This is a genomic window from Mammaliicoccus sp. A-M4, from assembly GCF_022386955.1.
Classification (GTDB): domain Bacteria; phylum Bacillota; class Bacilli; order Staphylococcales; family Staphylococcaceae; genus Mammaliicoccus; species Mammaliicoccus lentus.
The window spans coordinates 114,213-138,236 of the sequence record NZ_JAJNHH010000002.1 but is presented as its reverse complement, the minus strand read 5'-3'; the positions used below and the strand labels follow the sequence as shown (position 1 = coordinate 138,236).

The window sequence follows — 24,024 nt, the reverse complement described above, 5'->3', positions numbered from 1 at the left end:
TCAATAAAAACCACCATTGTTGTAAGAGCAGCATTCTTATTGGATTTTCTACCTCAATAATCCAAATACACACGTCTTTATGAAGTGCACCCAAAAGTTCAACCTAAAATAAAACCATGACCTTAGCGAGTTTTACACTCGCTAAGGTCATGGTTTTCATCATGCCCACCAAATATTTTCGAGTATTTCGTTTATATTTACGGATTGTAGATTTTGTACTGCTTTTTGGAAGCCTTCTTCTACGGACATTATAGGATCTTCATGTTCAATACTCACGACGTAATCATATCCATTGATTCTTAATGCGCTTATTATATCACCCCATACTTGAGGGCTATGTCCATAACCGACAGATCTAAATGTCCATGCTCTAGATTGTACGGAGCCATATGGTTGCATGTCTGTTAATCCGTACATATTTACATTTTCCTGATCAATGTATGTGTCTTTTGCATGGAAGTGATGAATAGCGTTTGCTTTGCCCAGTATTTTTATAGCAGCTACTGGATCAATACCTTGCCACCATAAATGACTTGGATCTAGATTCGCACCTATTGCATCGTTAGTTGCTTCTCTTAATTTTAATAACGTATGTGGTGTGTGCACCGAAAATCCAGCATGTAATTCTATTCCGATTTTAACGTTATGATCTTTAGCAAATTGTGCCGCTTCTTTCCAATAAGGTATCAGCTTCTCTTCCCATTGCCATTCATAAATTTCTGAGTATGCTGTTGGCCATGGTGTGACTGGCCAATTTGGATGTTTGGCATCTTCATCTGATCCTGGTATACCTGAAAATGTATTGACTACAGGCACTCCTAAAATCGATGCAAGCTTCACTGTTTTAATAAATGTATCGTGTGCTTGTTTAGCATGTTCTTCATCCGGCGAAACTGGATTATCGTGACAACTAAACGCACTAATTTCTAATCCGCGTTGTTTAATCGCATCCATGAAAGATTCACGTTTAGCTTCACTTTCTAATAATGCATCAACATCACAAAAATGATTTCCCGGGTTACCACCTGTTCCGATTTCTACCATCTTCAAACCTGAATTCGCGACATAATCTAACATTTCCTCAAATGATTTATCTTGAAAAAGTACTGTAAACACACCTATTTTCATATGTATCGCTCCTTTATATTTGATATTAAATTAATCTAACACTACGTCCTTCTTCACTGCTTCTATATATTGCATCTATAATGAGACTGACTTTTCGAGCTTGTTCTGGTTGTACAATTAAAGATTCTAGTCCTAAACAACTGTTCACAAAATTCATGGCTTGTCTCTGTGCTGCTAAATCTTCATTATGTTCTGCTACAGCTTTTTCATTAAAAAAGTTACCAAATTTAGGTTGATATATTTCAAATGGATACACATTCAATCCTCCATCAACGCCTGAAATACTTAAATGTATGTTATCTTCTTTAATGTTCGCTGACCAAGAACACTCAAATTGCATCGTAGACTGATCGTCAAATGTAATAAAACTAGAAACATGATCGTCCACTTCAAAAGTACTACTATCAAATGTTCCCCAGTCATTAATTTGATTAGGTGTTTTACTTAATCGGTTATAAGTTTTACCTAATACTTCAACAGGTTGGACATCCTCAAGTAACCAAAGTGATAAATCTAATAAATGACAACCGTAATCTATTAGACTTCCACCACCTTGTAGTTCTTTATTCGTAAAAACTCCCCATCCAGGTACTTTACGTCTACGCATTGCTTGAACTCTTGTAACAAGAGGACTTCCTACAGTGCCACCTTCAATTGCTTTATGAGCTGTAATAGCAGCATCTGTAAATCGATAATGGTATCCAATAGCTAACAATTTATTTGCTCTATTAGCCACTTCAATCATCGCATCACATTCTTCTTTATTCATGGCCATTGGTTTTTCACAAAATACATGAACATCTGCATTTAATGCCGCAATACTTATCTCTGCATGAAACTTATTCGGTGTGCATATTACAACTGCATCTACTTCGTTAAACATTTCTTCATAATCTTTAAACACATGAGGTATCATATGTTCTTTAGCTACTTGTTGTGCTAAATCATAGTTAATGTCTTGAACACCTACAATTTGAGCAGTACCTTTTAATTGTTTAAATGCAGGTATATGTCTGTTTTGAGCAATACCTCCAACGCCTATCATACCTAATTTTAATTTGTCCATAATTCACTCACCTATTTCTCGCTGATATGCTCTAACGGTTGAGCATTACCATATTGATGTTTAGGAGTGTTACGGTTTTCAGCCCATTCCACTGCATTTTTAATAACGTGCTGTATTTGTGAGTTATAATATGTAGGATAGCTTTCATGTCCAGGTCTAAAATAAAATATTTTTCCGTTTCCACGTTTGAAAGTTGCGCCACTACGGAATACTTCTCCGCCTTCAAACCAACTTATAAATACTGTTTCATCTGGTGCTGGTATATCAAAGTGCTCGCCGTACATTTCTTCTTTTTCTAATTCGATATATGAGTCTAAACCTTCTGTTATTGGGTGAGTAGGATCTACAACCCAAAGTCTTTCTCTATCATCTGCTTCACGCCATTTTAAATCACATGTTGTCCCCATCAAGCTTTTAAATATTTTAGAGAAATGTGCTGAATGTAAAACAATTAATCCCATTCCATCTAGTACGCGCTGCTTTACTTTTTCAACAATTGAATCTTCTACTTCATCGTGAGCTTTATGTCCCCACCAAATTAAGACATCTGTCTGATTTAATACATCATCAGTTAAACCGTGTTCTCGTTCATCCAATGTTGCTGTTTTAACATTGTGTTTTTCACTTAAAAATTCAGCTATGACATTATGAATGCCTTTTGGGTAAACTTTCTTAATTTCTTCGCTTTCTACTTCGTGACGAAATTCATTCCATACTGTTATATTCATTTAGACATCCCCTTTAGTTATTATTCAAAATAAACAGCTTTTCCTGTTTTCGCAGATTTATATATACCTTCTAATATTTGAGTGATGACAATAGCTTCTTCAGGTTTTACGACAGGATCAGTATCATTCAAAATACTATCAATCCATGAACGCGCTTCTACTTCTGCTTCATCAACTTGTTCTCCTTCATAAAAGTCCACGCCTTTATTTTCAAGTTCAACTTGAGTTGTATATAGTGAACCAAAGTCTTCACCATGTATTCTTAAGCCATCTTTCATGTCTGCTCCACCTTCAGTTCCTGAAAGTTCACATTTAGCTTCATCTACATTAAGTGAATTAAGCGCCCAACTTGATTCTAAAACGATTGTTGCACCATCTTTCATCTTGATAAATCCAAATGCAGAATCTTCTACAGTAAATTCCTTAGGATCCCATGGTCCCCAAGCATTTGCTGCATTTTCTTTTTTACCTAATTTATGGAAAGTTGACCCCATTACTGATTCAGGTTCATAGTTATCCATCATCCATAATGTTAAATCAAGTGCATGTGTTCCAATATCAATTAACGGACCTCCACCTTGTTGTTCTTCATCTAAGAATACACCCCACGTAGGCACTGCTCTTCTACGTATAGCATGTGCTTTACCATAATATATATCCCCTAAATCTCCACGTTGTGTTGCTTGACGTAAGTACTGGCTATCTGGTCTAAAACGATTTTGATAACCAATCGTTAATTTCTTACCTGTTCTTTTAGCTGCTTCAATCATTTCTTGTGCTTCTTCAGTTGTCTTAGCCATTGGTTTTTCACACATCACATGCTTGCCTGCTTCCAATGAAGCAATTGTTAATTCTTTATGCGAACTATTTGGCGTACAAACGTGAATAACATCAATCGTTTCATCTTTCAACAACTCTTTATAATCTGCATAAGCCTTTGCTTGTTCAGTACCGTAATAGTCTGCTGCTACTTCAGCCTTCTCTACATCTATATCACAAAAAGCTACAATATTTACTTCTTCAATTTTCTGCAAGCTTGGTAAATGCTTGCCATTCGCTATACCACCACAACCTATAATACCTACATTTAATTGCATCTCTATTTCCCCTTTTCAATTATAATTAATTTTTATTTTAGCAAACGCTTACATTTAATGTTATAAAAATTTATAAATATTACTCTTTATACATATCGTAAATTAAATAATGATAAACACCAATCAATAACACTTGTTTAGAAACTTATTGTTCGTATTAGAATATATTTTCATCAGATGAAAATATTTCCGCGATTTTTTAGCTTATCCTCAATATTCTCGGACATAAATTCTAACTCAAAATAAATAAACATATCACTTTTAAACTGGAATAATCAGTTAAGTGATATGCTTATTTTTTATAATCTTACTTCAGATGTTTGAGTATACGTATCTTCTCCAAGGTTAATCATTGATTCTGAAATGTTCCTTGAATGATAACCTATACGCTCTAATATTGAGATCATATCTATATATACAAGACTGCCTTCTGGTGAACATTCGCCAGAACTTAAACGTTTAATATGTTTCTTTCTTAAGTCATGTTCTAATAAATATGAATCTTCACTTCGTTTTACAACCTCATCTTTTTTAACATAATCATATACATCAAATGCTTCGAATGTTTTTTCATATGAAATTTTAACATGTTCATACAGTCTATCTATACTTTGCTCAGCTTTTTCTGAGATTCGAATATCAGATGATTCTTTTTTCTGCAGTTCATCTAAATAAGATTCTGTTAGTGCTGATACTTTCAAAATTGTTCTATTCACATCATATAATACAGATAGACGTTCTCCGTCTTTTGCTGATAATTTTTTCTCTGACAATTTATTTAAATATTGTCTAACATTATCATACATATTCTCGATGGCAGCGTGTTTTTGTTTATGTTTTTTAACAGCTTTATCATCTGTGTGATCTACTTTTTCAAGCATAGACATTGATAACTTTCCAATGTTTCTAATTTCATCTTGCGCTTCTTGCAATGCAATACTCGGCGCTCTATTGATTAAGTTATTATCTAAATATTTAGGTTTATATTTTTCATTTAAATCTTCACCAGGAATAATTTTTGTAACTAACCACGCTAATACAAAAATAAATGGTAATTGAATCAATGTGTTTGTAATGTTAAATGTACCATGTGCAAATGCGATTACCATTTCTGGATTTAATCTAAATGCACCTTGCATCCATGTAACAGCCGCTTCATAAATCGGTAAAATTAATAAGAAAATTGCCGCACCGATTAAGTTAAACAATACATGTGTAACTGCAACACGTTTAGCTGCTAATGAACCTGCTAAACTTGCTAATACAGCTGTAATTGTTGTACCAATGTTATCACCTAATAAAATAGGCAAAGCTCCGTGTAATGATATTAAATCATTCGCAAAGAATCCTTGTAATATACCAATTGTTGCACTAGAACTTTGAACGATTAATGTTACAAATGTTCCTGCAGCAACACCTAGTATTGGTGTATGAGACATATTTAGCATAATATCGTGGAATCCATCTAAATTAGCTAAAGGTTTTACTGCGCCACTCATTAGCTCTAACCCATAGAACAAAGAACCGAAACCAAAGAATATCATACCAACATTCTTAACTTTACGTTTTTGAACAAAGAATATTAAAAATGCACCAATTGCTAATATAGGTAAAGAATATTCCCCAATATCAATACCAATAATAAATGCAGTAACAGTTGTACCGATATTTGCACCCATTACGACACCAATTGCTTGTCTTAGCGTCATAAAGCCTGCGCTGACTAACCCTATCGTAATAACTGTTGTACCTGAACTACTTTGAATCAAAATTGTAACAATCATACCAGCTAATACGCCCATTATTGGGTTGCTAGTAAATCTATTTAAAATACTTCTCAGTCTATCTCCTGCTGCAGCTTGTAATCCGTCTCCCATTTGCTTAATACCATAAAGAAATATACCTAGACCACCTATAAAAGTGAAGATAATTTCTAGCGCCGACAATTCCATAAGACACCTCAATTAAATTTTTTGTAACCATTGTGAATATTAAACGATAATTGTTAATCTAATGTAAATTTTATATTAAGTTTCGTTTAATTCAACTATTTTCTTTTAAATACAAAAGAACTATGAAATTATCGCAAATAAACATTTACAAATCAACCCTATTTATTAAATAAATCTTCAATATTATTGTACATTTTAAAAATCATCATACGTTCGCCAGTACGAGAACTTAAATCAGTATGAAAACTGTCAACTTTTTCATTAGTTATATTAAATATTATTTCATAAAGATGTGAAACGTCTGATTCCACTAAAGTAGATCTCGTGCGTTTAATGGAAAGTAAACCTTCCTTTGTTTCAGAGACTTTGTATTCAGCAGGTGTTAAAATACCTTGTAAATCTACAATAATCATATCTCTTAATATATCTGTCTTCACTGACAAGGAACCTCTGCCTAAATATTCTTTTTCCCATTGTGTGATAGCTTTACTTATTGTAGATTCACAGTACCCTTTCGTCATGTCCATATCTTTCATCTCCTCACAAATTGATAAATACTCTTTAAGTTGTTTCTTGAATAATTGTTTCTGCATCATTTTCTTTGAATATTATCCCGGAAATTTTAATATTTTCCGGTACTAATGGATGGTTATAAATCTGGTTAACACTTTCTTCAATTCGTTTATGAACATCACGTTCACCATTTAACCAATCTATAATACTTTCACCATTCATTTCTGGCTTACAATTCTCAAATAAATAGTCTATCGTTTTTAAACGACTTTCCATGCTTCTAATCATTTCAGGTAAGTCAATATTAGGTAAATTATAAGCCTCGTCTTTACCAATGATGTATATTTCTCGAATGTCTTTCTGATAAATCGATATAATGATTGATCTCATAACTTCTCCATATGCTTGCGCTATTTCTGATTGATAACTATTTATAGTAAACACATGAGCTGTCTTATCAAACACTTGTCTAACAAATTCGTCTTCTGAATGTGTATTTAATTCACCTAATATCAATATATTATTTTCTTCGTTCATCATTATACATCCTCTCAGCAAAAAATTGCTCCCTATCTGTTTACCATTTAATCCATTCTCCATGTTCATTAATACTTGAAATTAATAACCAACCATTTTTCAATTTGGTGTTTAACACTTCATTTTCATTTAATAAACGTTCAATGTAATGATTAGGCGCTTGTATAACGATTAATAATCGAATCGGTGAATGATAAAAATCTTCATCTGATTTCATAACAGATTGCCACGGTAACCCTGTTAATAAATCACTAGCATTACCTTGCATTACACCAATGCCCGAAGTAACTGTTTGAGTCGCTTTACTGCCACTTCCATAAAAGTGTGGAGCAACTGTCGAAGCGTAATATTGTAGGTTTATCCATTGGGAAACAGTCGCTGGTCCTGTCAAAATAGTATTCAATAAAACGCCATCTTGATCCTTCCTCCAATCATAATTGTGCAAGAACGACCTTCCATTTAATTGTCGCTTCTTAGTTAATTGTCTTTGACCAATTATAAATGATGCATTTCGTGCTAATCCCCATTCAGGACGCACTTCACTCCAGTCACTAGATATTTTCTTAGCTTCTTTAGTAGCATTTTTCTTATCGTAATGAATGCCTGGTAATTGTGTTAATCTCAACTCGTTAGCTTTGCGACTCACTTCTGGAATTGTATTTTTTAATAATATATATGATTCTTCAGCTTCTTTCGATAATTCCGGAACATATATCCATTCAAGCTCATCAATTGTTGTACAATGTTCTGCTGCGATAAACACTGTCTCTTCAGGTATAAAAATATGATGTTTAAGTAGTCCTGTTCTAACTTCAGGTAAATTACATAACGTCGCTAGTACTTTAGCATTGAAACCACTTGCTGAACCGCCACAAGCACCACAATCTAGAGAAGCTGAATAAGGGTTGTTAGCTGTGTGACTACCATGACCGCATATCACAACTAGCGGAGCAAAACCTTCAGTTAAACTCATTAATTTTAAAGCTTCTGCCGTATAATTGATTTTTTCTTTTTCTGTAAAACCAATTGGCAAACTATCTTGTTGTCCATGATTATGTTCATGCTCGTTAATTGTTAATGTTGTTTCAGGTTTTTTCAAAAATGTATCGTTAAATTTATTAATGATACTACCTGAACTTTTCGGCATAAAGCTTCTTGTAATAGTTTGAATACTAAGCCATGGTCCAGTTAGTTCCGGTAATAATAAACTAGGTAATACATTTTGTTTCATCTTTTTAAAAGTATAAATTAAGGAAGATACTGTTTTCTTCTTATCCACATAATCATTTTCATTACTGTTCGCTTCAAATTCTTGAATTTTATGTAGCGGTTGGTTCATAACCGGTAATGAATTATGCGTATGTTGATGCCCTAATTCACATTTTTCTATTGGTAAACCGAAAAAACCCGCGATACCAATCGTTTCAAATGGTCCTTCCATTTCTAACTGTCTTCTGAAAGGTTCTGATCTTGTATCTATACAGAATGCCAATTGCGCTTTCGTTTCTTGTATTGGCATGTTATTAACAAGTTGAGAGTTAATTTCTTGTCTTAAACTTAATTCATAAGTATCTTCCCATGCTTCTAACAATATTTTCTTACGTGTAATCTCATCAAAATCAAGAGAAAATCGTATATATTCCTTTTGTTTATCTTTTGGTAATGCTAGCCATTTTTCTAAAGTGAAATCTCCCCACTCTAACCATGCAACTATTGAAGTGTAATCAACTTCTTGTTCTAATAAATCTTCAGGTACGAGATTTCCGATTAGTGACCATTCTAGAGCTAGTCTAATCGTTAAATATTCTTGTAACAGATTTTTTGTTTGATTAGATTTTTCATCATACCAAAGCATCATACCAGCCCATCCTGGTAATGAGATTAAATGCGATTCTAAATAAGATTGAATATGTTGTTGTTCAATATTCAAATTATCTAAGCAACATTCCATTGCTTCAATTGAATCTCCAGGTAAATTTTTAAATTGTTGACGTATATTTTTATTTAATGCAGGATCCAATACGACCATCTTTTTCCAAGCATTATAAAAACTTTCATTATGTGTTGGCATCGACCAACCAGATTGAGCATTATCTAAATATAATTTGCACCATTTTATAATATGATAGTTCAATATATCATTGTATGGTTCACCTGATTTACTTTGTTGATAAGCACTCAACATTTTAACTTTCTTATTTTTAGATAGATTAAATTCATCTACAGTATAATGTTGTTTTAATTCTTTTTCGTATTGCTTAACTACTTCATCTTTTAAAGTTATGCCTTTTAAAGCTTTCTGTGCAAATTGGAGTAATTCTTCTTTATCAATTTTATAGTCTGCTTTTTCTAACCAATCTTCTAATTTATTTGAAATAAAATATTCATTGATTTCTTCTTTTTTAATAGCAGATTTAATAATATTTTTATTGGCATACATGTTAATTTCTTGTGTTTCTTTTATCCATCTTGCGACTTCTTCAAAAGTTTGTTCTTCCATATTAGCCCACGGGTGTCTAGCAGCAAAAATTGAAATCGGCGATAACGGCACGATAACTCGACTTGCTGATTGTATGATATTTTTTATATTTTGCGTATTTAAGATTACATTAACCATGTTTATAACCACCTTTTACAAAATGATCTTTCAAATATCTTGGATGACTTTCAACAGAGTGATATTTTGCTTCTCCGAAATGTACAAGCCATAAATATGTCATTAAGAATATGCGAGAAGATTTATTTCTTCCTATCCACATGCTCATTAAACTACCTAACACCAACATTGCAATCATGACAGTGACAACAAAGAAAGGTGGTTCTGCAAGTTGAAATTCAAATTGTTGTAACCAATGATGAAAGAAGTTATGAATAGCGAAGTATACAACACCGATAGAGACTAATGCTGCTAAACCTATTATTCGTCCTAATTTTCCTTCTCCAAATGCAACAAGCTGTGTCCATGATACAGATAAGGACCAAGCTAATATAAGTGCACTTATGAATTGATAACTACTATAAGGGGTAATCAACCAAAAAGTGATACCTATAAATACAGCTAAGAAACGACCGACTAACACCCAAATATAAGATATGCTTTCATTCATTCTTGTAGGCACTTCAAAGTGTCTCACAGCCGATCCTGAACGTAAGAATAAAGTTGCTTTAAACAATCCATGTAATATGAGATGAATAATTGCAGCTGAATAAGCTCCTAAAGCACATTGAATAAGCATAAAGCCCATTTGCCCCATCGTAGATCCAACTAACTGCCTTTTATAATCTACATGGACTAAGCTGATGCCTGAACCTATTAATACAGAAACACTTGCAATAATAAGTAAAATTGATAACGTCCACTCGTTCATAAAAATCGGTGAAAATCTTGTTAAAATAACGCCACCCACATTTACAATTCCGGCATGCATAATTGCTGAAACAGGTGTTGGCGCTGCAACAGATTCTATAAGCCATCTATGGAAAGGCCATTGAGCGGCAGGAATAATCACTGATAATATTAATAGAAGCTGTATGATAACACCTTGCCACGAATCAAATGATTTTAAATTTTCTACAGTAAATATTGCTGAAATTGCCCATTCTCCAGATAAATAATTCACGAATAATATCGCACATAATAAAGAAAGCCAACTCACTAAGAACAAAATACCTGTTATTTTAGATGCTTCTTTTGTCACTTTCCATTGTTTGTTCAATTTTATTAACATTGTTAAACAAAGTAGCGTGATGCCCCACAGTCCTGTCATAATTCTCAAGTCATCACTCAACCATGCTACAGAGGCGAAAGTTGTCATTATCGTAAACAATGTAAAATACTTTCGATAATGCGCATCTCCGTATAAATATCTCAATGAAAACCTTTGGATAATTAATCCAATCATCAATATAAAGAATGCAAGTAGCCAAGATAATACATCTAAATGCCATGGACCAATTTCTAGATTTTCTCGAATAAAAATCGTCCCAATTAAAGCAATAAATGTAGGAACCGAAAAAATGATTAAATGATATTTAGTGTAACGTAATGGTACTTTATGTATAAGAAATAACAATCCGCTTAAAATCGCTATAACTAATGTGATGAAAAATAATACTAATAAACTCATCATATTGACTACTCCTTTATATATGACTTAAAAATAAAAAAGCCGACAATTTAAAACAAATCATTCATAATGATTTGCTATAATTGTCGGCTTCAACCAAACATACTTAACGTTGTTTGTATTGCTTCCTTTATTATTAAAATATAGAATAATATTTATTATTTCCTGAGAAATAGTTCATTTTTTATTAATAGTTTTAGTAAACTTCTTTTTCAATTAACCAATATATATCAGCCAATTGCTAAAGAATCTATACCCAAGCTATTTTTTATATACTTTTATAACATATATTTATTTTGTAAAATTGTCAATAAAAAGTCCTAAATTATATGTTATAAGTTTTATTTATTCGTATTAAATAGTAATCATTGTTAAAATGTATAAATAATCTAAAGATATAAGGAGATAGTTATGGACAATTCAAATTTAATCGCACCTGAAACTTATAATATCGTTAATGAAATAGAAAAATATGCAGTGGACCAAACAAAAGAAGCCATTGTTTTTGAAGATATATCAGGTGATGTACAACATATTACATATTCAGATTTAATGAAAAACGCAAATAAAGTCGGGAATGTTTTTAAAAACAACGGGCTTAAAAAAGGTGACAAAATATTAATACTGATGCCTAGATCTATTGTGACTTACGAAATTTATACTGCCGCATTAAAATCAGGGCTAATCATCATTCCAAGTTCAGAAATGTTAAGAACTAAAGATTTACAACATAGAATTACACACGGTGAAATAGATGCAGTCGTTTCAATCTCTAATTCTACAAATGAATTTTATAATATTAAGGAATATGAGCAATTAACGAAATTCATCGTCGGTGATGAAGAAGAAAATTGGATTCCTTTAGACAAAGAAAAAGCTGACGCGAGTGAAACATTAGAAGTAGACAAAACAAAACGCGATGATATTGCGCTACTTTCATACACGTCAGGTACAACTGGGCTTCCTAAAGCAGTCGTGCATACACATGGTTGGGGATATGCTCACATTCAAACAGCACCTAAACATTGGTTAAGCATTAGTGAAGGCGATACTGTTTGGGCAACTGCTGCTCCAGGCTGGCAAAAATGGGTATGGAGCCCATTCTTATCAATTTTAGGTTCAGGTGCTACAGCTCTTGTATACAACGGTAAATTTGACGCTAAAAAATATTTAGATTTACTAGAAAAACACGAGGTTAACGCGCTTTGCTGTACACCAACTGAATACCGTTTAATGGCTAAACTTCCTAACTTAGCTGATTACACTTTAAAAAATCTACATAGTGCTGTTTCAGCAGGCGAACCATTAAACAAAGAGGTAATAGAAAAATTCCAAGAAAACTTTAACATTAAAGTTAGAGACGGCTACGGTCAAACTGAAAATACATTGCTAATCGCATTCTTAAAAGACACTGAAAGCAGAATCGGTGCAATGGGTAAAGCAATTCCTGGCAGTAATGTCGCAATCATTGATGAAGATGGCGAACCAATTACAGACGGTTCAACAGGTGATATCGCTGTTTCATTAGATTCACCTTCTTTATTCCAAGGTTATTATAAAGATGAAGAACGTACTGAAGCTTCAAAAAGAGGCAACTACTATGTAACAGGCGACCGCGCAAGATTAGATGAAGATGGATACTTCTGGTTCAAAGGAAGAGAAGATGACATTATCATTAGCTCAGGATATACAATCGGGCCATTTGAAGTTGAAGACTCATTAACGAAACACCCTAAAGTACAAGAGTGTGCAGTCGTAGCTAGTCCAGATGAAATCCGCGGTAACATTGTGAAAGCTTTTGTTATTTTACAAGAAGGTGTTGATGGTGATGATGCACTTGTAAAAGAACTACAAACATACGTAAAACAAGACGCGGCACCTTATAAATATCCAAGAGCGATTGAATTTGTAAATACATTACCTAAAACTAATTCAGGAAAAATAAGACGCGTAGAATTAAGAGAAGCAGAACAAGAAAAATATAATAAATAACTAAATCTTATATAAACAAAAAGCTCCTAATCCATTAATTAAACACAAAGGATTAGGAGCTTTATTTTGTAACATATTATTTAGTTCTCAAATTTAATTTATCTTACATATTCAAAGATACCTGCTGCACCCATACCTACTCCAATACACATTGTGACCATTCCATATTTAGAATCTGGTCTTCTCTTCATTTCAGATAAGAGCTTAGCAGTTAGCATTGCACCTGTTGCCCCTAGTGGGTGACCTAATGCTATTGCACCACCATTAACGTTTGTCTTGTTAACATCTAGCCCTACTTTATTAATTGAAGCAACTGTTTGTGAAGCAAAAGCTTCGTTTAATTCAACTAAGTCAATATCTTCTACATTAAGATTTGTAAGTTCAAGTACTTCTGGAATTGCGTATGCTGGGCCAATACCCATTATTTTAGGATCAACACCTACTGCTTTAAACCCTACAAACTTAGCAATTGGTTTAACACCTAGTTCTTTCACTTTATCACCAGACATCAGCACTACAAATCCTGCTCCGTCTGTTAAAGGTGCTGATGTTCCAGCAGTTACCGTTCCATCTGCCTTGAATACGGTTCTTAATTTGGCTAATGTTTCAAGATTTGTTTCTGGTCTGATTAACTCGTCTTCTTTGAATATTTCTTTTGATACGACAGGGCCGTTTTGGTCATAACTTACTTTATGAATGTCTAGCGGTATAATTTCATCATCAAATTTCCCCGCTTCACGTGCTTCATTAGCACGCTTATGACTTTCTACTGCATATTTATCCTGTTCTTCTCTAGAAACATTAAATTCATCTGCTACCATTTCAGCCGTTAATCCCATCGGATAAGAAACACCTGTATCTTGTTCTTGCAACTCTGGATTGTTCGTTGGTTCATTACCGCCCATTGGCACGGCACTCATTAATTCTACACCGCCAGCAACTAACACATCTGCTTGTTCTGACATAATTTCATTAGCTGCTATTGCGATTGTTTGTAGTCCTGAAGAACAGTAACGATTCACAGTTTGTCCTGGCACTTCTTTAGGAAGACCAGCTAACAACGCGATTGAACGCGCCATATTTTGTCCTTGTAAACCCTCTGGGAAAGCATTGCCGAGTATTACATCGTCTACCATACTGTAGTCGAATGATCCTTCTATTTTATCTAATACACCTTTTAAGACTTGTGCACCAACTTCATCAGGTCTTTCATGGAATAACGCGCCGCCTGGCTTTGCTTTACCCGCTGCTGAACGTCCGTATGCTACTATATATGCATCTTGCATTGATATCCATCCTCTCTTTTTCAACTCATCATTAATTGCGTAAAGGTTTTCCTTTTTCTAACATATGTGAAATACGGTCATATGTTTTTTCGTTTTGTAAGAGTTGTAAGAATCCTTCTCTTTCTAATTTTTGAAGGTATCTTTGGTTTATAAATGTGTTGCGTGGCAAGTCTCCGCCAGATAATATATGTGCAACTTTCATTGTAATTTCGTAATCATAATCACTAATAAAGCGGCCTAAACGTTGTGCGTCCAATTGACCTTGAGCTAGCGCTTTAAAGTCTCTACCTAATGCAGTATATTGCGCTTTTGGTTTTGGAATATAATTTGTTTCTGATTCATATTTCGCTTTATTTAACGCTACTTCAACACGTTTTTCTTTATTGAATATGATAGAGTCTGTATCTCTTAAATAACCATAGCGTTTAGCTTCATATGCATTTGTTGAAACTTTAGCTAGACCTACGTTCATTAATACTTTTGAAATAGACTCTTGCTTATCATTTTCTTTATGATTTGTTCTTAGCACTCTATCAGAAAGCTCAGCTAATCCACCACCACTTGGTAATAAGCCTACACCTGTTTCAACTAATCCTATATACGTTTCACTTGCTGCTACCACGAATGGCGAGTGAAGTACAACTTCACAACCACCACCTAAAGCTCTACCATGCACGGCAGTTACGATTGGTTTAAGTGAATACTTCATTCTGTTGAAACTCTTATGCAAGTTATCAATGGCTGGACCAACTAAATTTTCCACATCTTTAGATTCGTGCGCTTGCTTCATTAAATATAAATTTGCACCAACACTGAAATTATTACCATCAGCGTATATAACCATACTTGTATAATCTTCTTCTTCTAATAAATCTATAGCTTCTATTAAATCTTCAGCAAAACCATCTGATACGATATTATTTTTACTTTGTAATTTAAATAACAATTGATCTTTGTTTGCCACAGATAAATTAGAGTCTTCTTTATTCCAAATTTCACGGTCAATAAATTCCGATGTAGGCGTTACACGTTCTATTGTTTCTCCATCTTTATAGAAACTTTCAGTTTGATTTTCAATCCACTCTGGTAACTCACCAAGCTCATCTTTCATACGTTTTTTAACTCTTTCGAAGCCCATTAAATCCCAAAGTTTAAATGGACCTGCTTTCCAGTTAAATCCCCAAACTAAAGCTCGATCAATATCTTTAAAGTCAGAAGCAGCTTTTGGTACATTAATTGCTGAATAATAGAAATTATTTCTTAATGTTTCCCATAAATATAATCCTGCTTTATCTTCTGCATTAAATATCACATCTAAATTTGATTTTAAATCTTTACTGAATTTAGATAAAATTTCTAATTGTGGTGGTTCAGGCTGTACGTATTCATCCGAATCTATATCATAAACTAAACGTGTCTTTTTATCTTTTTTATAAAAGCCTTGTTTTGTTTTACGACCTAACGAACCGTTTTTAACGAGCGTTTCTGCAATTTTTGTATCTTTGAAATAAGGCTCTTCTTCTGGAATTTGTTGTAGCCCTTTAATAACAGTGACCGCAATATCTAATCCGACTAAATCTGATAATCCGTAAGTTCCTGTACTCGGTCTACCGATAGCACGTCCTGTTAAAGCATCGACTTCAACAATTGAAAATCCTTGTTCTTCCCCTCGATACATAATGTCATTCATCGTTTGTGTTCCGACTCTGTTTGCTACAAATCCCGGAACATCGTTAGCGACAACAACACCTTTACCTAATATTTCTTCAGCAAATGTTTGTGTTCTGTCTATAACATCTTTTGAAGTATCTTTATTCGGTATAACCTCTACTAACTTCATAATACGAGGCGGATTGAAGAAGTGCATACCTAAGAATCGTTCTTTATCTTTTGGTTCAAACACTTTTGATATTGCTTCAATAGGAATACCAGAAGTATTTGTCGCAAATATTGCATCATCTTTAGCTACTGATGTTACTTGTTTCCATACTTGATGCTTAATCTCTAGTTCTTCTTTCACCGCTTCAATATAGATATCAGCATCATCTTCACCATTTAAATCATCTTGAAAATTACCGTATGATAAGTTAGAAGCAAATTCTAAATTAAACAATAACGGTCTTTTTTTGTCTGTTATCGTTTCATATGCTTTTTTAGAAATTTTATTAGGATCTTGCTCATCAATTACTATATCTAATAGTTTTACTTTCAATCCTGCGTTTACTAATAGAGCAGCTATTTGACTTCCCATTGTGCCTGCACCTAGAACGGTTGCTTTTTTTATAGTCATAAAAAGTCCTCCAATATATTCTGTATTTCTTTACTTGTTATTGAATTAAAGAAAGGCTGAATCACCTGTTAATGCGCGCCCTATAACTAAAGCGTTTATTTCATGTGTACCTTCATATGTGTATACTGCTTCAGCATCCGAGAAGAATCTTGCAATATCATATTCAGCGAGAATACCGTTACCACCTGTAATACCTCTACCCATTGCAACTGATTCTCTAAGTCTCAATGAATTCATCATTTTTGCTGTTGAAGTTGCAACTTCATCATACTCACCATGGGCTTGCATTCGCGCAAGTTGTGCACAAGTTGCCATCGCTTGAGCTAAGTTACCTTGCATCATAGCTAACTTCTCTTGAATTAATTGATATTTACTAATTTCTTTACCAAATTGCTTACGCTCAGTCACATAATCCAATGTAGCGCGTAATGCACCTGCTAATGCTCCAGTAGCCATGTACGCTACACCAGCACGTGTTGAATAAAGTACTTTTGCAATATCTTTGAAGCCATTAATATTTTGTAATCTATCTTCTTCTTTAACTTCTACATTTTTTAAACGAATTATTGTATTTGGTATAATTCTTAACGCTATTTTATTTTCAATAATTTCAATATCTACACCTTCTTGTTCAGGCTTAATAATGAAACCTTTAGGCTTACCTGTTTCAACATCTACTGCATAAACTGGTATAACATCAGATAAGTTTGCACCGCCTATCCATTTCTTCTCACCATTGATAATCCATTTATCTCCTTCTCTCTTTGCTGTTGTTTCTAATCCACCAGCAACGTCTGATCCATGTTCAGGCTCAGTTAAAGCGAAACATGTTCTCAATTCGTGAGATTGTAATTTAGGAATATAATAAGCGATTTGTTCTTTGCTTCCGCCAAACAAGAATGAATTGTGTCCTAAACCTTGATGTACACCTAATAGCGTAACTAGTGAAACATCAAATCGTGCTACAACATATGACATGAAAAATTGGAATAATTGACTCGGTGTTTTAGCACCTTCACGGCCTTCAAATAATAATGGATTATTAAAATAATCTAACTTACCCATATCATCAAAGAAATCTTCTGGAACTGTCGCATTTATCCAATGTTCATTAATAGTTGATCTATATTTTTCTTCTAACAAATCATTTAATTGTTTAAGAAATTTCAATTCACCGTCTGTTAAGTCTTTAGAAATATTGAGTATATCTTCTGGAAATAATTCTTTTAATGTTTCTTCTCTGTTTGTCATAATAGTAACCTCCATTTAAAATGATAACGCTTACAATAAGATTTAAAAAAATATAATGCTTTATTCTAAGTCATTTTCTTTATTATTTTGTTTCGCTTTCTTATTCATCATTTTTTGAATTTCTAATTTATCGGGTTTTGAAGTAGATGTTAATGGCATTTTCGTAACTTTCAAATACATTTTCGGAACTTTATAGCCTGCTAAATGCTCCTTCATATGTTTATCTAATTTTTCTTCATAATCAGGATCATCTTCTGATAGTAACACAGCTGCAGATACGGATTCGCCAAATTTCTCACTCTCAAACCCTACGACTACACCTTGAGCTACTAGAGGATGAGATGCAAGGACTGCTTCAACTTCAGAAGGTAACACGTTTTCCCCGCCTGTAATAATCATTTCTTTTTTGCGGTCTACAATATAAATATCTCCATCTTCATCAACTCTCGCCAAATCTCCTGTTAAGAAATAACCATCTTTAAAGTTTTTCTCGGTCGCTTCAGGTTTATTCCAATAACCTGGCGTTACTTGTTTACCCTTAATTGCAAGCTCTCCGATTTCTCCTACTCCAACTTCTTCATAATCATCATTGTATATACGTACCTTAACGTACATGACAGGTTTGCCGATACTCATTGGTTTCTTCACTGCATTTGTAGGTGTATTAACTAATGCTAATGGTGCTTCCGTTAATCCATAACCATTAATTAAATTTAAACCCATGCTTTGGAATTTTTTCTGCACGCCTGGAAGCGGAGCAGACCCACCTTGAACAAGAAAGTCTATATTTTCAAAGCTTTTCATATCAAAGTTTGGTGCTACTAACATCGCATAATACATCGTCGGAATAAGTGTTAAATAATTAGGTTGATACTTCTTCATTAAATCATTTAACTGTTCACCTTCAAAGTAGCGATGCAGTACAATTGTGCCACCTGCCATCAATAATGGAATTGTTAAATCATTAAAACCAAATACATGGAACATTGGTAATGATACGATAGTAGAGAAATCAGCGTTTACTTTATAAGTTAAAATCGTATTTACAGCATTTGTTGTGAATGATTCATACGTAAACATAACACCTTTAGGTAATCCTGTTGTTCCACTCGTATACATTAATGATGCTAAATCATCTTGCCCCACATCTACTGATTCAAATGGTCGATGATTTTTCGGATCCACTATTTCATCATATTCTTTAGAATCTATATCTAAATGTAAATACTCATCTGGTATACCTTGTAAACTACTCAGATGCCTAGTGGAATAAAATATCATTTTAATATTTGAATCTTCTATCACACTTTCGATTTCATTTGGTTTTAGACGCCAATTCATCGGAAAGTATACTGCGCCTATTTTAAATGAAGCAAACAATAAATCTAAAATTGACACATCGTTTGGCGCAAAAATACCAACGACATCACCACGTTTAACCCCTTGTTCTTGTAGGTGATTCGCTAAGTTTTCTGCCCTTATATTCAATTCTTGGTAAGTCCATTCCGTGCCTTTTAACGGATCGATGACTGCTGGTTTCTCTTCATCAAATTGCGCTCTCGTTTTTATCCAATCGTAATTCATATTAAACGCCCCCCTTAATAGTTTGAACTATTATCTTGAATACTTCTTTGCAAGCCTCCCCAATTTTCTTGATAAATGTCTCGATTTATCATTTTAAGATCATCAGCGATAATCGGTTGAAATGCCAAGTTAGCGAGTACATCTTTTTCTAAATCTAAACCTGGCGCAATTTCAATCAATTTCAGACCATCATCAGTTAATTGGAATACAGCACGTTCAGTAACATAATAAACTTCTTGTCCTAATTTTCTAGAATATGCAGCATTGAAGTCTAAATTTTTAACTTGTTCTACAAATTTCTTTGTATGACCTTCTTGTTCAATGACCAACTCATTATTGCTACAAGTAGACTGACTTCCTACTACCATCGTCCCTGAAAATACAATTCTCTTAACTGTTTGGCTAATATCAACGAATCCCCCACAGCCATTCATTCTATCGCCATACATCGAGACATTAACATTTCCATGTTGGTCGATTTCAGCAAAGCTTAAATATGCTACATCCAGTCCACCGCTATATATAAAGTCCCAAGTCATTTCATGTCTCATTCTTGCATCTAAGTTATAGTTCATACCGAAGTATTTCCTACTTCCTACCATTCCACCAAAGTTACCAGTATCAACGTTTAACTGCACTAAGTCATGTGCTTCTTCTTCTACTAGCATATTTGATAGTTCATTGTTGATTCCAAAACCAATACTGACTACATCATCTCTTTGTAGAAATTGTGCAGCTCGACGGAGAATAACTTTACGTATATTAAACTCAATAAATGGTTCAAGCATTTTATTGATTCTGTATTCACCTGATAAAGCAGGGTCATAATATGCTTGTGGAAGTTGTCGATGATATTTCGGATTATCGTTCACAACTACATAGTCTACAAGTTCACCTGGTATAAATACTTCAGTCGGCTTGAAACTACCACTTTCCACAATTTCTTTAACTTGTACGATGACTTTCCCACCGTTACTATGAGCTGCTGCTGCAACGCCATAACCTTCACCTAAGTGTGCTTCATGATTCATAAAAATATTACCTTCACTATCTGCATATGTACCACGAAGAAGTGCAATATCGGTTTTAGGAAAATCATAATGTAAGTATTCTTCATGATTCACTTCTAGTAAACTAACGATATCTTTTTTAGTCACTTCATTCACTTTTCCACCTGAATATCTTGGATCTATGTTCGTATTAAGTCCTATCTTAGAAATCGTGCCAGGAAACAATTTTGAATCTCGTCTATAATGCGTCGCCATTAAACCTTGAGGCAACATGTAAGCTTCAATTTCATTGTTTTTTATCGCTTCAATCGTTTTAGGTGAACCAATAATAATACTTGCAATCAGTCGTTTAACCATCCCACGACTAACAAATGAATCTAAATCATAACCATCCCCACGGTAATCACTAATATCATTTGCCAACATAATAGTTAAATCATCAATTTGCCCAGTTTTCTCATGAGCCAAAGCAATATGTTTTAAAACATTAACCGGTAAATTAGCAACTGATAATGCAGCAATAGATATTACATCACCAGACTTTACAATATCTTTTAAATCATTGAACGAAATAATTTTCATTAGACTAACCCCCAACTATCTATGATGCAAACATTTCATAAAAGACCCCCTCAAATAAATGTAAGCCCTTACATTTATAAATATAACACATTGTAAATATAAAACAAAAGTAAAAAGGTATACGACAATATCTTTTCAATCATTAAATAATTGCTTATAACTAGAACTTAGTACCACATCACATACTGTAGTGATAATGCTTTTAGAAACAATTTTATTCCGCAGAAAAACGTAACTAAAATACAAAAATTAAATTATCAAAAATCACTTTTATATATGAATATAGTAATAAATTGATTTATAAAAAAATGAACTTATTAAGTTTTATATCAGAACGATTGATATTATAAGCATCATTTTTATAAATATTTAATAATATTCAGTATTTTTGTTTGATATATGAAGTAATTTTCTCGTATATTATCCTATTAATAGATTTTAAAAAATAAAGTTAAATTGATATGTTGCACGTGGTACCTCTCTTGCAACATGCGGGGACGTTAAAACTTCAATAAAAAAACAGCAATTCGTTTATAAGACGAATTGCTGTTTTTTATTTTCTTATGTTACTTTTACGCTTTATGATTCTAATTCAAGATCTTTGCTTGTAGCTTTTCTTGTTTTCTTCAATAAATCAGTATCTTCAATTAAAGATTCACCGTATGAAGGGATAATTTCTTTGATTTTTGGTTCCCATTTTTTGATATATTGTGGGAAGTTCTTTTCAAATACTTCTAAAGCTACTGATACTGATGTTGAAGCTCCTGGTGATTCACCTAATAAAGCAATGACAGTGTTATCTTTAGAGTTTACAACTTCAGTACCGAATTGGATAAAGCCTCTACCATGTTCTTCTGTATCTTTAATAACTTGAACACGTTTACCAGCAATGTGTAAATCCCAATCCTCATCTTTAGCATTAGGAACATAGCGGCGTAATTCTTTCATACGATCTTCTTTGTTCATAAGTACTTGCTGAATTGAGTATTTAACTAATGACATGTTTTTAACACCAGATGATAACATCGTTACCACGTTACTTGGATTAATAGATTTGAATAAATCTAAGTTAGAACCATTTTTCAAGAATTTTGGTCCAATTGCTGCGAATGGTCCAAATAAAAGACTTTCTTTACCTTGAATGTAACGTCTATCTAAGTGTGGAACTGTCATAGGTGGTGTGCCTGGTGGTTCTTTACCATACACTTTCGCATCATGTTCATTAACAATTTTCGGATTATTACAAACTAAGAATGCACCACTAATTGGGAAGCCTCCAAGATGTTTACTTTCAGGTATTTTAGTTTTTTGTAGTAATGGAATTGCATTACCACCTGCACCGATGAAGATATAATCAGCAACATGTGTTACAACTTCACCTGTTTCTAAATTACGTACTTCAACTTCCCATTTGCTGTCTTCACGTTGTTTGAAATTCACAACTTCTTGACGGAATTGTACTTCTGCATTGTCATGCTTTTCGATGTTTTTAACTAATTTACGTGTTAATTCACCGAAGTTTACATCTGTACCTTCATCAATTTTACTAGCAGCTAGAGGTTCGTTAGAATTACGACCTTCCATGATTAATGGCATCCATTCAGCTAATTTTTCATGATCTTCTGAGTAATCTAACCCTTCAAACATCGGTAATGATTTTAAAGCTTCATAACGACGTTTTAAGAAATCAACATTGCGCATACCCATAACAAAACTGATATGAGGTAATGGACGGATGAATTCTTTAGGATTCTCTATCGCTTTGCTTTTAACTAAATGAGACCAAAATTGTTTAGAAATCTCGAATTGTTCGTTAATTTCTTTAGCTTTCTCTACATCGATAGAGCCATCTTCTTGTTCTACTGTATAGTTCAATTCACATAACGCTGCGTGACCTGTACCAGCATTATTCTTTTCATTTGAACTTTCAATAGCCGGTTGGTCTAAACGTTCAAAGATTTTAAGGTTCCAATCCGGTTCTATGTCTTTTAAGAAAGAAGCAAAAGTTGTACTTAGAATACCAGCGCCAATTAATATGATGTCTTTTGGTTGTGTATTATCCATTCATAATCACCTTTCTAAATTATAATCAATTATATTCTAAAATTTTTATTTGAATATAACGATAAAAAGCTTAAATAAATTATTGATTTACATAAGAAATGTATAAATAAAGCGCTTTATAAGCTAATATTAAAACAATAGTAAGGAAAAGTAAATTACAACATTTTTAATGATAGTAATATTTCCCTAACATTTTTGGGATATTATGGTTTTGAAGAAATCTATACATTATATGTTCCCTGTATATCGAAAAAATAACGTTTTTTATTATTTTGAGCAAAGGTATTGTGTTTTCTTCTGTGTAATAATACACTAGAATTACTAATAGTATTGAGCAGGTGATTATTTCTAAAGCACATTATGATTATTTTTCTTCCTCTTGTTTTAACGATATGAATTTTGTACGGATTTCGATCATTTCAAGGAGGTTTTATTATGGTTATTAAAGGTAAAAATTTAATTAAAGTGAATCGCCAAAATGAACAAAGATCATCCGGAATTTCAGTCATGATTGAAGAAGGTGGCTTAGGTGCTGATAATTACTACCAAATTATTAAATCTAACCCTGGTCATGAGGAATCAGAAGAAAACATTTTTCAATTTGAAGATGAAGTAAGTAATAAAAGTAATACAGCACTTATTGATTTGCTTATTTTAAATGCTCAAGAACACAACGCGGAAAATTATAAGGAAGCATTAAACATTATTAAATCTGAACTTCTTAAACGTATGGACTAAATTATTCTAATTAAGTTCAAACCACCTAGCAATTGCTAGGTGGTTTTTTTATTATAAATACGTAGCCTTTTATTTCCTT

The 24,024-nt window shown here is 33.3% G+C and carries 17 protein-coding genes; 2 read left to right on the top strand and 15 right to left on the bottom strand.

Features of this window, described 5'->3' with window-relative positions; all coding sequences use genetic code 11:
- Nucleotides 1-159: 159 nt before the first annotated feature.
- The 9 genes from LQ682_RS02590 to LQ682_RS02550 form a co-directional block, all read right to left on the bottom strand.
- Nucleotides 160-1,128 (bottom strand): sugar phosphate isomerase/epimerase family protein, encoded by a 969-nt coding sequence (locus tag LQ682_RS02590; protein WP_103269212.1) that lies wholly within the window; start codon nucleotides 1,126-1,128, stop codon nucleotides 160-162.
- A 25-nt stretch (nucleotides 1,129-1,153) separates the two neighbouring features.
- Complete coding sequence (locus tag LQ682_RS02585) at nucleotides 1,154-2,194, bottom strand: Gfo/Idh/MocA family protein (protein ID WP_103269211.1); 1,041 nt, start codon at nucleotides 2,192-2,194, stop codon at nucleotides 1,154-1,156.
- An 11-nt stretch (nucleotides 2,195-2,205) separates the two neighbouring features.
- Nucleotides 2,206-2,922: a ThuA domain-containing protein gene (locus LQ682_RS02580; protein ID WP_017001009.1), complete on the bottom strand. Its 717-nt coding sequence runs from the start codon at nucleotides 2,920-2,922 to the stop codon at nucleotides 2,206-2,208.
- 20 nt (nucleotides 2,923-2,942) lie between these two features.
- On the bottom strand, nucleotides 2,943-4,019 hold the full coding sequence (locus tag LQ682_RS02575) for a Gfo/Idh/MocA family protein (protein WP_017001008.1): 1,077 nt from the start codon (nucleotides 4,017-4,019) through the stop codon (nucleotides 2,943-2,945).
- Between the two features lie 299 nt (nucleotides 4,020-4,318).
- Nucleotides 4,319-5,971, bottom strand: a complete 1,653-nt coding sequence (locus LQ682_RS02570) for a Na/Pi cotransporter family protein (RefSeq protein ID WP_218688695.1) — start codon at nucleotides 5,969-5,971, stop codon at nucleotides 4,319-4,321.
- 158 nt (nucleotides 5,972-6,129) lie between these two features.
- Complete coding sequence (locus LQ682_RS02565) at nucleotides 6,130-6,498, bottom strand: Na-translocating system protein MpsC family protein (RefSeq protein WP_017001006.1); 369 nt, start codon at nucleotides 6,496-6,498, stop codon at nucleotides 6,130-6,132.
- Between the two features lie 34 nt (nucleotides 6,499-6,532).
- A complete protein-coding gene (locus LQ682_RS02560) occupies nucleotides 6,533-7,024 on the bottom strand; it encodes a carbonic anhydrase (RefSeq protein WP_218729557.1) in 492 nt (163 codons plus the stop codon).
- A gap of 37 nt (nucleotides 7,025-7,061) precedes the next feature.
- Nucleotides 7,062-9,638 (bottom strand): DUF2309 domain-containing protein, encoded by a 2,577-nt coding sequence (locus LQ682_RS02555; protein ID WP_103269208.1) that lies wholly within the window; start codon nucleotides 9,636-9,638, stop codon nucleotides 7,062-7,064.
- Nucleotides 9,631-11,151 (bottom strand): NADH dehydrogenase subunit 5, encoded by a 1,521-nt coding sequence (locus tag LQ682_RS02550; RefSeq protein ID WP_103269207.1) that lies wholly within the window; start codon nucleotides 11,149-11,151, stop codon nucleotides 9,631-9,633. Before LQ682_RS02550 ends, LQ682_RS02555 begins: the two co-directional genes overlap by 8 nt.
- A 408-nt stretch (nucleotides 11,152-11,559) precedes the next feature.
- Between LQ682_RS02550 and mbcS the strand changes: the two genes are divergently transcribed.
- Nucleotides 11,560-13,140 carry an acyl-CoA synthetase MbcS gene (gene mbcS, locus LQ682_RS02545; protein WP_103269206.1) on the top strand — a complete coding sequence of 527 codons (1,581 nt, stop codon included), beginning with the start codon at nucleotides 11,560-11,562 and terminating at the stop codon, nucleotides 13,138-13,140.
- 98 nt (nucleotides 13,141-13,238) lie between these two features.
- Here mbcS and LQ682_RS02540 read toward each other — a convergent pair whose 3' ends face one another.
- The 6 genes from LQ682_RS02540 to mqo all read right to left on the bottom strand — a co-directional run bounded on the left by LQ682_RS02540 (nucleotide 13,239) and on the right by mqo (nucleotide 23,207).
- Entirely contained in the window at nucleotides 13,239-14,426 is a 1,188-nt protein-coding gene (locus LQ682_RS02540) for a thiolase family protein (protein WP_103269205.1), read from the bottom strand.
- Between the two features lie 31 nt (nucleotides 14,427-14,457).
- Nucleotides 14,458-16,716 carry a 3-hydroxyacyl-CoA dehydrogenase/crotonase FadB gene (fadB, locus tag LQ682_RS02535; RefSeq protein ID WP_239723837.1) on the bottom strand — a complete coding sequence of 753 codons (2,259 nt, stop codon included), beginning with the start codon at nucleotides 16,714-16,716 and terminating at the stop codon, nucleotides 14,458-14,460.
- 45 nt (nucleotides 16,717-16,761) lie between these two features.
- Entirely contained in the window at nucleotides 16,762-17,967 is a 1,206-nt protein-coding gene (gene fadE, locus LQ682_RS02530) for an acyl-CoA dehydrogenase FadE (protein WP_017000995.1), read from the bottom strand.
- A gap of 60 nt (nucleotides 17,968-18,027) precedes the next feature.
- Complete coding sequence (gene fadD, locus LQ682_RS02525; protein WP_239723836.1) at nucleotides 18,028-19,551, bottom strand: long-chain-fatty-acid--CoA ligase FadD; 1,524 nt, start codon at nucleotides 19,549-19,551, stop codon at nucleotides 18,028-18,030.
- Nucleotides 19,552-19,565: 14 nt separating this feature from the next.
- A complete protein-coding gene (fadX, locus tag LQ682_RS02520; RefSeq protein ID WP_239703749.1) occupies nucleotides 19,566-21,143 on the bottom strand; it encodes a fatty acid degradation protein FadX in 1,578 nt (525 codons plus the stop codon).
- Nucleotides 21,144-21,722: 579 nt separating this feature from the next.
- The gene (mqo, locus tag LQ682_RS02515; protein WP_239703748.1) at nucleotides 21,723-23,207 is read right to left on the bottom strand and encodes a malate dehydrogenase (quinone); all 1,485 of its coding nucleotides are present in this window, start codon (nucleotides 23,205-23,207) and stop codon (nucleotides 21,723-21,725) included.
- Between the two features lie 435 nt (nucleotides 23,208-23,642).
- Between mqo and LQ682_RS02510 the strand changes: the two genes are divergently transcribed.
- A complete protein-coding gene (locus LQ682_RS02510; RefSeq protein WP_017000990.1) occupies nucleotides 23,643-23,945 on the top strand; it encodes a hypothetical protein in 303 nt (100 codons plus the stop codon).
- Nucleotides 23,946-24,024 lie beyond the last annotated feature (79 nt).

Bases quoted from the DNA above. Each gene is read 5' to 3' on its own strand.
- mqo (WP_239703748.1), bottom strand. From the start codon at position 23,207: ATGGATAATACACAACCAAAAGACATCATATTAATTGGCGCTGGTATT.
- fadB (WP_239723837.1), bottom strand. From the start codon at position 16,716: ATGACTATAAAAAAAGCAACCGTTCTAGGTGCAGGCACAATGGGAAGT.
- LQ682_RS02585 (WP_103269211.1), bottom strand. From the start codon at position 2,194: ATGGACAAATTAAAATTAGGTATGATAGGCGTTGGAGGTATTGCTCAA.
- LQ682_RS02575 (WP_017001008.1), bottom strand. From the start codon at position 4,019: ATGCAATTAAATGTAGGTATTATAGGTTGTGGTGGTATAGCGAATGGC.
- LQ682_RS02570 (WP_218688695.1), bottom strand. From the start codon at position 5,971: ATGGAATTGTCGGCGCTAGAAATTATCTTCACTTTTATAGGTGGTCTA.
- LQ682_RS02510 (WP_017000990.1), top strand. From the start codon at position 23,643: ATGGTTATTAAAGGTAAAAATTTAATTAAAGTGAATCGCCAAAATGAA.
- LQ682_RS02560 (WP_218729557.1), bottom strand. From the start codon at position 7,024: ATGATGAACGAAGAAAATAATATATTGATATTAGGTGAATTAAATACA.
- LQ682_RS02540 (WP_103269205.1), bottom strand. From the start codon at position 14,426: ATGCAAGATGCATATATAGTAGCATACGGACGTTCAGCAGCGGGTAAA.
- LQ682_RS02580 (WP_017001009.1), bottom strand. From the start codon at position 2,922: ATGAATATAACAGTATGGAATGAATTTCGTCACGAAGTAGAAAGCGAA.
- fadD (WP_239723836.1), bottom strand. From the start codon at position 19,551: ATGAATTACGATTGGATAAAAACGAGAGCGCAATTTGATGAAGAGAAA.
- LQ682_RS02565 (WP_017001006.1), bottom strand. From the start codon at position 6,498: ATGGACATGACGAAAGGGTACTGTGAATCTACAATAAGTAAAGCTATC.
- LQ682_RS02550 (WP_103269207.1), bottom strand. From the start codon at position 11,151: ATGATGAGTTTATTAGTATTATTTTTCATCACATTAGTTATAGCGATT.
- fadX (WP_239703749.1), bottom strand. From the start codon at position 21,143: ATGAAAATTATTTCGTTCAATGATTTAAAAGATATTGTAAAGTCTGGT.
- LQ682_RS02590 (WP_103269212.1), bottom strand. From the start codon at position 1,128: ATGAAAATAGGTGTGTTTACAGTACTTTTTCAAGATAAATCATTTGAG.
- mbcS (WP_103269206.1), top strand. From the start codon at position 11,560: ATGGACAATTCAAATTTAATCGCACCTGAAACTTATAATATCGTTAAT.
- fadE (WP_017000995.1), bottom strand. From the start codon at position 17,967: ATGACAAACAGAGAAGAAACATTAAAAGAATTATTTCCAGAAGATATA.
- LQ682_RS02555 (WP_103269208.1), bottom strand. From the start codon at position 9,638: ATGGTTAATGTAATCTTAAATACGCAAAATATAAAAAATATCATACAA.